General features: G+C 51.3%; 8 protein-coding genes. 6 read left to right on the forward strand and 2 right to left on the reverse strand.

The features are described 5' to 3' along the window. The first annotated feature begins 2 nt into the window (after positions 1 to 2). The gene (locus tag KJS57_RS16670; RefSeq protein WP_213655658.1) at positions 3 to 2,309 is read left to right on the forward strand and encodes a glycoside hydrolase family 95 protein; all 2,307 of its coding nucleotides are present in this window, start codon (positions 3 to 5) and stop codon (positions 2,307 to 2,309) included. A gap of 153 nt (positions 2,310 to 2,462) precedes the next feature. Here the strand turns inward: KJS57_RS16670 and KJS57_RS16675 are convergent, their stop codons facing one another. Beyond that, the gene (locus KJS57_RS16675) at positions 2,463 to 3,881 is read right to left on the reverse strand and encodes a family 43 glycosylhydrolase (protein ID WP_213655659.1); all 1,419 of its coding nucleotides are present in this window, start codon (positions 3,879 to 3,881) and stop codon (positions 2,463 to 2,465) included. A 324-nt stretch (positions 3,882 to 4,205) separates the two neighbouring features. On the opposite strand from KJS57_RS16675, the gene KJS57_RS16680 reads away from it, so the two are divergent. Continuing rightward, on the forward strand, positions 4,206 to 5,732 hold the full coding sequence (locus KJS57_RS16680; protein WP_213655660.1) for a carboxylesterase/lipase family protein: 1,527 nt from the start codon (positions 4,206 to 4,208) through the stop codon (positions 5,730 to 5,732). Here the strand turns inward: KJS57_RS16680 and KJS57_RS16685 are convergent. Then, on the reverse strand, positions 5,713 to 6,486 hold the full coding sequence (locus KJS57_RS16685; RefSeq protein WP_213655661.1) for an AraC family transcriptional regulator: 774 nt from the start codon (positions 6,484 to 6,486) through the stop codon (positions 5,713 to 5,715). The genes KJS57_RS16680 and KJS57_RS16685 overlap by 20 nt on opposite strands. A 184-nt stretch (positions 6,487 to 6,670) precedes the next feature. Between KJS57_RS16685 and KJS57_RS16690 the strand changes: the two genes are divergently transcribed. The 4 genes from KJS57_RS16690 (at position 6,671) to KJS57_RS16705 (ending at position 12,292) form a co-directional block, all read left to right on the forward strand. Continuing rightward, entirely contained in the window at positions 6,671 to 8,236 is a 1,566-nt protein-coding gene (locus KJS57_RS16690) for a PucR family transcriptional regulator (RefSeq protein WP_213655662.1), read from the forward strand. 141 nt (positions 8,237 to 8,377) lie between these two features. Then, the gene (locus KJS57_RS16695) at positions 8,378 to 9,646 is read left to right on the forward strand and encodes a cytosine permease (RefSeq protein ID WP_213655663.1); all 1,269 of its coding nucleotides are present in this window, start codon (positions 8,378 to 8,380) and stop codon (positions 9,644 to 9,646) included. After that, positions 9,643 to 10,746 (forward strand): S-methyl thiohydantoin desulfurase family protein, encoded by a 1,104-nt coding sequence (locus tag KJS57_RS16700; protein ID WP_213655664.1) that lies wholly within the window; start codon positions 9,643 to 9,645, stop codon positions 10,744 to 10,746. The genes KJS57_RS16695 and KJS57_RS16700 overlap by 4 nt, the downstream gene beginning before the upstream one ends. Continuing rightward, the gene (locus tag KJS57_RS16705; protein ID WP_211020039.1) at positions 10,739 to 12,292 is read left to right on the forward strand and encodes a hydantoinase/oxoprolinase N-terminal domain-containing protein; all 1,554 of its coding nucleotides are present in this window, start codon (positions 10,739 to 10,741) and stop codon (positions 12,290 to 12,292) included. Before KJS57_RS16700 ends, KJS57_RS16705 begins: the two co-directional genes overlap by 8 nt. Positions 12,293 to 12,298 lie beyond the last annotated feature (6 nt).

Consider the following 12,298-nt stretch of genomic DNA (forward strand, 5'->3'; position numbering starts at 1 on the left):
AGATGACTGATTCATTGCAATTATGGTATCAACGGCCTGCGGAGAACTGGGACGAAGCCCTGCCGATCGGCAGCGGCCGACTCGGCGGCATGATCTTTGGCAGAACTGTGGAAGAGCGCCTTCAACTTAACGAAGATTCCATTTGGTCCGGAGGCCCGATGGACCGTAACAACCCAGACGCGCTGGAGCATCTGGCAGAGGTTCGGCGGCTGCTTGCGGACGGACGATTGTCTCAAGCGGAAAGGCTCGCTGCGATGGCGTTATCCGGAACGCCGGAATGCCAACGCCATTACGAGCCGCTCGGTGATCTATGGATTGAGATCGGACATGAGGAAACGGAAGTGTCGGACTATCGGCGAGAGCTTGATCTAAAGAACGGAACGGCTACCGTCAGCTACCAATGGCGCGGCGAACGGCATGAGCGCGAACATTTCGCCAGTTATCCGGACGGTGTCATCGCCGTCCGATTATCTGCCGACCACAGCAACGCCGTTTCGTTCAGGCTGCGCTTCACGCGCGGGCATCAGCGTTTTCTTGACAGCTTGCGGACCGAGCCGGACGGCCTGCTCGTTATGAAGGCGGGCCTCGGTGGGGCGGATGGAATTAATGTCTGTTCGATGATCGGCGTTCAAACAAAAGGGGGACACATCCGGTCAATCGGCGAGTTTCTTGTAGTAGAGGATGCGGATGAAGCCGTTATTTTTATCGCGGCTGCGACCACCTATAGGCATGATAATACGGAAGCGGTGTGCCGGGAGACGATTCGGTCGGCTCGTACCCGCGGATATGCCGAGTTGCGGGAAAGACATATTGCTGACAACAGCAGTCTCTTCGGACGGGTCGAGCTCCGGCTTGGGAATGGAGAAGGATCCGCTGCAGCCGCTTTGCCTACGGACGAACGGCTCGCCGCGGTGCGGGGAGGTTCTGAAGACAATGGTTTAACAGCGTTATATTTCCATTATGGCCGATACCTGCTGATCGCAAGCAGTCGGCCCGGCTCGCTCCCCGCCAATTTGCAAGGCATCTGGAACGAGCATTTCACGCCTCCGTGGGATTCGAAATATACGATCAATATCAACGCGCAGATGAACTACTGGCCGGCAGAGAGCTGCAACTTGTCCGAATGCCATGAACCGCTCTTTGATCTGCTTGAGCGGATGAGGCCAAACGGTCGTGAGACGGCACGCCGGATGTACGGTTGCCGCGGGTTTGTAGCACATCACAATACCGACTTGTGGGGCGATACGGCACCGCAGGACATTTACATGCCTGCTACGGTTTGGCCGATGGGTGCGGCTTGGCTTTGTCTTCACCTGTGGGAGCATTACGCCTACAATCTTGATCGGTCATTCCTCGAGAAAGCGTATGAGACGATGAAGGAATCCGCGGATTTCTTTATCGACTACATGACGGAGACGGCGGATGGGAAACTTGTCACCATGCCTTCCGTCTCGCCCGAGAACGTTTACCGCTTGCCGAACGGGGAGACGGGCACGTTGTGCATTGCGCCTTCGATGGATAGTCAGATTATCGATGAATTATTCGGGGCATGTATCGAAGCTTCGATGCTGCTCGGCATCGACGATGATTTCCGGGATCTGCTTGCCGAAGCAAGGTCGAGGCTGCCGGAACCGAAGATCGGACGTTATGGACAGCTACAGGAATGGTTGGAGGATTACGAGGAAGAAGAACCGGGACACAGACATATTTCGCATCTATTTGCCCTGCATCCCGGTTCCCGTATTACACCTTACGGAACGCCCGAATTGGCGACGGCGGCCCGGATAACGCTCGAGCGCCGGCTTGCTAGCGGCGGCGGTCACACAGGGTGGAGCCGTGCTTGGATCATCAATCTATGGGCGCGGCTGCGCGACAGCGATGAAGCATATGGGAACTTCATGGCGCTCTTACGCCACTCGACGCTTCCCAACCTGCTCGATAACCATCCGCCGTTCCAAATTGACGGTAATTTCGGAGGTACCGCAGGCATCGCGGAGATGCTGCTCCAGAGCCACGAAGGCGTCATTGATCTACTGCCATCGCTACCGAAGGCATGGGGGGACGGATCAGTCAAAGGGCTGCGTGCACGCGGCGGGTTCGAAGTCGATATGAAATGGGTTGAAGGCAAGCTGAGCCAGGCGGTAATACGTTCTGAACACAGAGGAATATGCCGGATTCGGAAAGACGATTCGCGAAGGCTTGTCGTTGAGACCGATGCGGGAACGAGGGTCGATGCCGGAACGGAAGGAAATGAAATCACCTTCAAGATTTCCGCTGGGACAGCATACAAGATAACGACTCATTCATGAGGCGGATGGCATCATGCTGAATAATTCAATTTACGATAAATGCAAACGGCAGTCGGATCTTAGTCCGGCTGCCGTCTTTTTAATATTATTTACAACCAAGTAAGAGGATCTGGGGTAAGCAGAAGACGAAGCCAAATGTGAAACGCTCGCTCGTTATTCCAGTGTGAACGAAGCCAGACTCGCGTTGCCGATTCCCTTATAAGTGAAATAGAGGGCGTGAACTCCGTCCGGAATGGCGATATCGGCTTCATACGTCGTCCATACATTCGTGAAATCCACCGGAATCGAGCCAAGCGGCGGACCGTCCCATGCCGTCTTGACCTCGAAGCTTCCTCGGGCATAGCCTCGGACTTCGATCTTCATGCTCCGCACATTTTCGCAATGAAAATACTTGAACCCCGCCGTTGCGGAATCCTGCATATTGGCGATATAACCGACTTCCTCGTCCCCGTCCTTCCCGTCCTGCGTGATCTTCGGGAATCGGCCGTCCATCCAGGCCCCATGCGAGCCCGTATACCGCTCATCCGCAGCCGCCGTAAACAGATGGCAGGCCAGGTAAGCCGGGTACTCGCCGCGCCCTTCCAGCGGGCCGCCATTCGGGCCGCTCGTTGTAATCTCCACTTGCGGTATGGTGCCGTCTTCAAGGATAGCGATCGGTTCGATACAGCCCTGCCGGCTGAAGCTCGTACCGTTGGTATGCCGGTGATAGAAGATGTACCATTGTCCGCCCGTCTCCACCATGCCGCCGTGATTGTTACCCCCATAGAACATGGGTTTGTCAGCGGGTTTATAGGTATCGATATGCAGATCATTGTTGCTGACGATAACGCCGCGGTACTCAAAACCGCTCGTTGGATGAAGACTGGTCGCATAGCACAATTCGTGCATGACGATCGAAGAATAAACGAAATAGTACGTATCTCCGTGCTTTCGGATGGAAGGCGCCTCGAAGAATTCATGTCCTTCGAAGCCGGTTCCTTTGCCGTACGGTTCGCTGGGAGCAACGAATACCGGATCTTCGGTGATGGTGAGCATATCCGGTCCGAGTACTGTAGCCATCGAGCCATGACGCGACCGGTCGCCAATCGCACAGAACCCGGTATACAGATAAGTGAGATCTCCTTCCGTCAAGACGCCCGGGTCGAATTGCGGTTCGTCTCCCTCCCGTTCACCTAAACGCGTACCGTCGGCATACCGCACGTAACCGTAGAACTCATACTTGCCGGCCGGGGTGTCACAGACGGCGACCGAGACGACGGACACCTTGTCCAGAACGTAGTAGAGGTAATAACGTCCGTCAGGGCCGCGGGTGACATCGGGGGCATATAGACACATATGGCCGTCCGGATTGAGCGGATCATCACTTTTCTTATATATCACGCCTTCGTACCGCCAGTCCCCCAGATTGTCCGCTGGAGCCGACCAACAAACATAATCGTTCAGACAAAATACATGTCCGTTAAAACGATCATGCGATCCGTATACGTAGACTCTGTCCTCAAAAACATGCGGTTCCCCGTCAGGGATGTATTCCCATGACGGCAGATAAGGGTTAACTCCTTGTAGCTTCATTTGGTATCAACTCCCAATCATACTATTAAGCTGCAATGATATCGTATTGCTTGTTTTATTTGTGCTTTCGCGTGAATCGTAACGTCCAAAGGAATAAATGTCAACAAATTATTTTTAGAATAGAATAGGAAAGATCAAGTTTGATATCCCAAGTGAAAATAGAATAAACGTTATTAATAAATAGCCATTTGGCATTTATAAATTTAATGAATATTAGAATAAATCAATTACAAGTGAGGATGCATCATTGTTTTCAGCGGGGGCTCATCTTATAATTTTCTGAATCGCCGGGAACGGCCGGAAAAAGAATAGGAGGCGTTGGTTATGCTTCGAGTCGCAAAAGTCGAAAATGGGATGGTTCAGGGACTGCCGGCAGCGGATCCCCGGATTACAAGCTTTAAGGGGATTCCGTTTGCCGCTCCGCCGGTAGGAAAGAACCGATGGCGTGCCCCCCAGCCGGCGGAAAATTGGGAAGGCGTGCTTAAAGCATATGAATTCGCACCGATTTCCTTGCAGGTAAGACAAGAGATTGACGATAACAACATTTATACCCGGGAGTGGGCCGTAGAACCGGATATCGCGATGGATGAGGACTGCTTGTATCTTAACGTGTGGACGCCGGCCAATAGCGTCGATGAGAAGCTGCCGGTGTATGTCTGGTATTTCGGCGGCGGGCTCCAGGTCGGACATACGGCGGAGATGGAGTTTGACGGCGAACGTATCGCACGAAGAGGAATCGTGGTGGTAACGATCAATTACCGTTTGAACGTATTCGGTTTTTTAGCCCATCCCGAAATCACGGCGGAAGCGCCGGACGCACCGGCTAACTTCGGCCATCTCGATCAGCAGGCGGCTACCAGATGGGTCAAGCGCAATATTGAGGCATTTGGCGGAGACCCGGATAATATAACGATCGGCGGACAGTCGGCGGGGGGCTGGAGTGTCTTGAGCCAGCTTGCATCTCCTCAGAACGAAGGTCTCTTTCAGCGAGCCATTGTTCAAAGCGGAGTATTTACGTCCCTTTATCCTAATAAAGGCATGCCTAATTTTTGGACAGAGTTGAGCGAAGCGGAACGGGCGGGCGTCACATTTTTTGAATATCTCGGCGTCTCCTCGCTTGAGGAAGCGCGGCGGCTGGATGGAACCTATCTGAGGGACAAAGCGATGGAATACCAGGGCTTCTGGGGAACCGTGGAAGACGGGGGATTTAACGTTGGCAACCCGTTTGATTGCTTCCTGCAAAATAAACGCTGGATGGTGCCGGTCATGTTCGGCCATACCTCCTCCGAGTTTTTCAGCGTCCCGAATGTCGAAACGCAGGGTGAGCTCGAGAAGATGGCCGCAGATATGTTCGGCAACGAAGCCGAAGAATTCCTGAAATTGTGCGGCGGTCAGTCAGTCGACATTGAGGAGGCCAAGAAGAGAGCCTCGGTGAGCGGCATCGAGTATGCCATCCGTTTAGCCGCACAGGCTAATGCCGATAGCGGCGCCAACACTCCGTTGTATTATTATAATTTCGATGCGGACATCCCAGGCTGGGATAACCCCGGTACTTTCCATTCCGTGGATCTCTGGTTTTTCTTTGAGACGCTCGCCAAATGCTGGAGGCCGTTTGTCGGCAAACACTACGATTTGGCTCGACAAATGTGCAACTACTGGGCGAACTTCATTGCTTCAGGAAACCCGAATGGAATAGATTCTACCGGAGAGGAGCTTCCTCATTGGAACCCCCTCATGCCCGAGACTCCTTATGGAATGCTGTTTGCGGACCGGGCCGAATATCTCGAAGAGGAACCTAGCGAAATGATGAAGTTTCTTGTAAAGCAATATTTTAAGAAAGAGCACTGTTAAGCTTCTGAAAATTTCTTGGCGTGTGGCCCGTGATTTGTTTGAACTGCCTGCTGAAGTGTTCGACATTTTGATATCCGCAACGGGAAGAAATTTCGGCGATCGATTGCGTGTTATGAATCAAGTATTCTTTGGCTATACGGATACGGTGGTTGATGACGTCATCCATGCAGGAAACGCCGAAGGTTTTCTTGTAAATGTTCTGTAAATAGCCCGTACTGATCTGAAGGTACTCCGCCATTTTCGAGACCGACCAGTCATCGCCGGGATGGTTCTGAATCGCGGTCCGCAGCCTCAATAGATTGTGGTATTGCGGCGTAAGCTCGCCGCCGTGGAAATAGGATTCAAGCAGTTTGTTGAACAGCGTACGGAGCAAGCAGTCGAGGGAAGAATGTTTATAGTCCCGCTGATTGTTGTGTTCGATGACCAGCAATTCAAACAGCTTGCCGCAATATTCCGGATCGATCAAGGCGAAAGGTACACCTGTCGGCAGCGGCGATTCTGTTATGTAAGGCTCGTTGGTCTCGAAGCGAATCCAATCATTGACGAACTGGTCGGCGCTGGAACGGTAATAAACTTTTTGGTTCGGACGGTAGATGACGGCGCAATGTGCGGGATACGTCTTGAGCTCCCCGTCGACCCAGAATTGAGCCGGGGTTTTGGTGAGAACAAGCAGCCAGTGATAGCCCACCGGCACGTCGACCACAAAATTACCGGCGTGTGACGTATTGCTTTCAACATAATGAATCGTCGTCAAACGTACTCCTCCTTTTTAGGCTGCCATCATTATATCATAGCGCGAAATCGGGAAATCCACGGATAAGGCAGCCTTTTTTTATTCGATTGGCTTTTCATCCCCATTCACTTTAAAATTTAGGAATAGCTTCAATAATCACTGAACAAGAAAAAGTGGTGAACAACATGGGGTAACCGTTAAAGATATGCTGCAATTGCCTTCATTTCGAGGGGCCAAGGTGCTGGCCGGAAAGAGTAGCCTGCATCGCATCGTCTCCTCCTTATCCGTATTGGAGGTGTCGAACGCCGATTTTTCTTCCAAAATCGTTCAAACCGTTCAGGAGGAATGGTATGCGGAAGAGATTGTAATCAGTTCCTTATACACGATTAAGGACAGCGTGGAGAAACAGTGCGAGACGATCCAGTACTTGATCGATCTCGGCGAAGTGGGACTGATCCTGTATTATGTAGGAATCATTGTTCCGAAAATCCCGGAGGAAGTGCTGCAATTAGCCGAATCGCACAATTTTATCATCATCTGCATGCCAGAGAACGATATCTCGCTTCGTTATAATGAAGTGATTTATGAAGTGATGGAAGCGATTGTGCTCGACAATCAGACGATCAATGATAATTTTGTGAATGAAACGCTGGAGAAAGTATCGTTCCTGCCGGAGCATTCGCGCAGTGTGGAAATTATGCTGAAATTGTTGTCCGACCGGCTGAAGGCCAATCTCGTACTGACGAATACGCAGCTGGACATTGCCAATCAAGTCATGTGGCCGCGCAACTCGACCTTGGACGTGGTGAGCCTCATTCGGGGATACGCGCCTCATTATATCGACGGCCGGGCACGGGGAGAGAACAACGATTCCGCTTGTTTTATCGGTCATCAAATCATCCGCCAGAAGAATGGAGAGCCTCTGTACCTGTTTGTCATTAAAGAAAATGCGAAGCTGCCGGTAAAAACCATAGATAAAATCGGCGAGGTCGTGCAAGTGGCCGTCAATCTTTGGGGAGACAAGCATAACGAGGTCAGCGAATACGCTCTGGTCAAAGCGATCCTAAACGATGAGAGCGAGAAGATGCGGAGGCTTGCCCATCTGCTTCATATCGATGTTGCGGCGGTTCAGATGATGTGGCTCGTCTACTTCGAGGATTTATCGGAGGAAAAAGACATCCGGGAGGACTTGGCGGAACATCTCTCCAAATATTATCAAACGGCCGTCATCCAGACGATCGACTACTGCATTGTTGTTCTGCTGGGCAACGGTTCGTACAAATCCAATGAAATCGAAATTGCCGAAGAGTATATGGAGACGACGAGCTACTTGTCTTCGATATCCGAAATGGTATACGCGCCAAGGATGAGAAACACGACGGACGTGCGGCGGATGTATCAGCTTGTGAATCAGGTCAGGAAGCAGATCCATCTCATTTACCATGAGCGAAAATGGTTTACGGCGGCGGAAATTCGCTCCATGAAGCGGGCCGTGGATTTGAGCGTACAGGGCGAGGAAGTTGTGGAGGAGTGGATGTCCGTAATTGCTCCTGTGCTGGAGGATCCGGAATCCGTCAGAACCTTGATGACGTTCCTGCTGGATGCGAAGGGAAGCTTTGATGCATGCAGCCAACTCTTATTCGTTCACAAAAATACAGTAAAATACCGCGTCAAAAAAATCAGCGAGCTGCTGGGATACGATATCACGAAGAACTCCGAATTTTACGATGTGTATCTGGCTTGCATGATCTACCGGTTAATAAACAGCTAAACCTGCTAAATCCGAGTCTTTGTCCAAACGACAAAAATTCGGATTTTTATTTTTATTTCCGAAAAAGACGGCCCTCCCCGGTTCTTTTACAATAAGAACAATCGTTTTTAGTTATCGATCAAGATTGGGGGGACAGGAGTTATGGGCAATAAAGAGAAAACTCAGTCTTGGTTTACACTGGGGATCGTTTGGGCCGGAGCGATGATCAGTATACCGGGGCTTTTGGTAGGGAACACGCTGATCACTGGAATGAGCTTATCCAAGACATTAACAGTTGCGTTGATCGGGTATGGCATTATCGTTGCTATCATGATTTTACAGGGAATCCAAAGCACGGATCTAGGAAAGACCACCGTTCAAGTGGCGAGTCAGGTATTCGGTAAAAAAGGATCACGTACCATTCTTTCCATCATTCTGACCATTGCCTGTCTTGGCTGGTTTGGGATTCAGGCCAATGTGTGCGGGGCGGCGCTGGCGAATTTGTTAGCGGAGCTTGATATCGCGATGCCTGTTCCTGTAGCTTCCTTAATCAGCGGCCTGGTCATGGTTGTATCTGCCATGTACGGAATAAAAGTGTTACGTGTTCTAAGCTATGTTGCCGTTCCGCTGCTGGTCGTCCTTTGCGTATACGGTCTGATTCAGGCGATAAACGGAGAAACTGTGCAGCTTATTTCAAGCTACAGGCCCGAGCAGAAGATGGGATTTATGGACGGTCTTGCGGTAACGATGGGTTCTTTTGCGCTCGGCGCGGTCATTGCCGGTGATTATTCGCAATTTTCCGGGAAGCGTTCCGATGTGTGGAAAGCGGCGATCTTCGGAATTATACCGGCAGGCGTCCTTATGATCAGTGTAGGGGCCGTTTTGACACTGGCCTACCAAACGAATGATGTTACGGCTGTCTTTTTGAATATCGCTACTCCGTTTATCGGCGGTGTCGTTTTGATACTGGCGGCATGGAAGACCAATATGGTCAATGCCATTTCGGGCGGCTTCGCCTTAATCAATGTCTTTAACGTATCCAAGGAAAAGGAAAAATGGGCCGTAGGGGTTGCCGGGCTAATCGGAACCGTGCTGGCGGTCATCGGCATATTGGATTACTTCACACCTGTGATGTCTATCTTGTCGGCGATGGTCCCACCGGTTGCGGGTGTCATGATCGCATCGTACTGGGTGATGAATAAGGGAGATAAGCGCAGTTGGAAGGAGACGGAGGGTGTGAATCGCTTGGGCGTCTATTCCTGGCTCGTCGGTTCGGTCATCGCTTGTACTCCCGTCATTTTGTCTTTATTCCCGGGCTTGCCTCAAGTATCCAATCAACCCTTGCTCGGCATTGTCATTTCATTTGTCCTGTATATCGCGGGCTATCGTTTAACGGCTTCAAAAACTGTCCTATTGGAGGAAAATCAATGAAATATCTAGATAAAGCTGCTATTGAAAATATTGCGATCGGAGCCGCGTTCCTGGGAACGGGCGGCGGCGGAGACCCTTATATCGGCAAACTGATGGCCATCTCCGCCATTGAGAAGAACGGGCCGGTCAAATTGGTTTCGGTCGACGAAATCGGCGACGAGGACTTTTTTATTCCGGCGGCCATGATGGGTGCGCCTTCCGTATCAACGGAGAAATTTCCGAACGGAAGCGAGTTTGTGAAGGTATTTCAAAAGCTGGCCCAGTACTTGGGCAAAGATAAAATTGCAGGCACCTACCCGATGGAAGCGGGCGGCGTCAATTCCATGATTCCGATCGTCGTTGCGGCGCAGCTTGGTTTGCCGCTGGTCGATTGCGACGGGATGGGCAGAGCTTTTCCCGAGCTTCAGATGGTGACGTTCAACCTGGACGGCATTTCGGCAACCCCGATGGCGATTACGGATGAAAAGGGAAACATCGGCATTTTCGAAACGATCGATAACAAATGGACGGAACGCTTAGCTCGTGTAGCCACGGTCGAAATGGGGGCCAGCGCTTTGGTTAGCTTGTACCCGACGACAGGGGCTCAAATGAAGAAAAGCGGGGTTCATCATATCGTTACCTTGTCCGAACAAATCGGGGAGATTATTTCCTCGAAACATCGGGATGCGAAGGAAAAACTGCAAGAACTGTTAAGCTTGGTATCCGGCTATGAGCTGTTCCAGGGGAAAATCGTCGATGTGATCCGGGAAACCAAGGGAGGCTTCAACCTCGGAAAAATGAATCTGGAGGGCATCGAAGCCCATAAAGGCGGCCATATGCAGGTTCATTTTCAAAATGAAAATCTCGTTGCGGAACGGGACGGTCAGGTAGTTGGGATGACCCCGGACTTACTCTGCCTGGTCGATTATGAAACATTGCTGCCCGTGACGACCGAGAGCTTGAAATACGGCAAACGCGTGCGGGTGATCGGGCTCCCTGCCCATGAAAAATGGAGAACGGACAAAGGAATTCAAACCGCGGGGCCGAGATACTTTGGATACGATTACGATTATGTTCCGATTGAACAATTGGTAAAAAAGGCGGTGGCTGATCATGTATAGAATCGGGATCGATGTGGGCGGTACGAATACGGACGCCATAATTTTGGATGAGCGGCATCAATTGATTCACGCCGTGAAATCTCCAACCAGTCTGGACATCAAGACAGGGATTGAAACCTCATTGTGGAATTTGCTACAGGAATCGAAAATCGATAAAACCTTAATTACGCATGCCATGCTCGGCACTACGCAATGCACCAACGCGATTGTGGAACGCAAAAAGCTGGCGAAAGTCGGCGTCATTCGTTTGGGCTATCCCGCAACGGCTTCCGTCGTTCCGTACACGGCTTGGCCGCAGGACATGGTCGAGAAGCTGTCGGGGAATTACGCATTGGTTCGGGGCGGCTATGAATACGACGGACAAGTTCTCGGCGAAGTCGATGAGGATGAAATTCGGGCGCTATTGGGAGAATGGCGGGGAAAGGTTGAGTCCATCGCGGTTATCGGCGTATTCTCTTCCATTAAGAATGACCAAGAGCTGAGTGTCCGAGATCTTGTTCATGAGGTATATGGAGAGGAGTTCCCGGTTTCCTGCTCTTCTCTGATCGGTTCGGTCGGACTTATTGAACGTGAGAATGCGACGATCTTGAATGCGGCGTTATGCAAGGTGATTGAGACAACGACACAAGGGTTTATTCATGCGTTGGAGGAAGAAGGAATTACGGATGCGGCCGTGTATTTATGTCAGAACGACGGTACTTTAATGTCCATCGACTACGCAAAACAATTTCCGATCCTCACGATTGCTTGCGGTCCGACGAACAGCATCCGCGGCGCCTCTTATTTGGCGCAGATCAAAGACACGATGGTGCTTGACGTTGGTGGAACGACATCGGATATCGGGGTGCTGCAGGACGGATTCCCGAGAGAGTCGTCTGTTGCGGTCGAAGTCGGGGATATCCGAACCAATTTCAGAATGCCGGACATTATCTCCGTCGGACTAGGCGGGGGCAGCATTGTTCGCGTGGCTGACAACGGTAAAATTATGGTTGGACCTGACAGCGTAGGGTACAAGATTAGCGAAGAAGCGCTCGTGTTTGGAGGAAGTACACTAACGGCCACGGACATCGCCGTCCGGCTGGGACTTGCTGATGTAGGGGACAAAAGCTTGGTGTCCCACATCGATGAAGACTTCGCCAAAGCTGCGCAAGCCGAAATTTCGGCCATCGTCGAGCAAGCCATCGATAAAATGAAGACATCGTCCGAAGACATTCAGCTTGTTCTGGTCGGCGGGGGCAGCATTATTATCCCGGATTCCATTCGCGGGGTAGCGAGCATGATCAAACCGGAAAACGGCAGTGTGGCTAATGCGATCGGCGCCTCGATCGCCCAAATCAGCGGGCAATACGAGCAGATCTATATTTATTCGCGGGAACCGCGCGAGGCTTCGTTGAAGGATGCCGAGGAAAAGGCGGTACAACAAGCCGTCTTGGCTGGAGCGGACCCTGGTACGATCGAATTGGTCGAAGTGGAGGAAACCCCGCTCGCTTATCATCCGGAGAATGCGACAAGGTTAAGAGTTAAGGTCGTCGGCATAATGAAATAAAGATAT

Source organism: Paenibacillus vini (assembly GCF_018403325.1).
Taxonomy (GTDB): domain Bacteria; phylum Bacillota; class Bacilli; order Paenibacillales; family Paenibacillaceae; genus Fontibacillus; species Fontibacillus vini.

Coding starts and splice junctions, on each gene's coding strand:
- KJS57_RS16670 (WP_213655658.1), top strand. CDS start 3: ATGACTGATTCATTGCAATTATGGTATCAACGGCCTGCGGAGAACTGG.
- KJS57_RS16675 (WP_213655659.1), bottom strand. CDS start 3,881: ATGAAGCTACAAGGAGTTAACCCTTATCTGCCGTCATGGGAATACATC.
- KJS57_RS16680 (WP_213655660.1), top strand. CDS start 4,206: ATGCTTCGAGTCGCAAAAGTCGAAAATGGGATGGTTCAGGGACTGCCG.
- KJS57_RS16690 (WP_213655662.1), top strand. CDS start 6,671: ATGCTGCAATTGCCTTCATTTCGAGGGGCCAAGGTGCTGGCCGGAAAG.
- KJS57_RS16695 (WP_213655663.1), top strand. CDS start 8,378: ATGGGCAATAAAGAGAAAACTCAGTCTTGGTTTACACTGGGGATCGTT.
- KJS57_RS16700 (WP_213655664.1), top strand. CDS start 9,643: ATGAAATATCTAGATAAAGCTGCTATTGAAAATATTGCGATCGGAGCC.
- KJS57_RS16705 (WP_211020039.1), top strand. CDS start 10,739: ATGTATAGAATCGGGATCGATGTGGGCGGTACGAATACGGACGCCATA.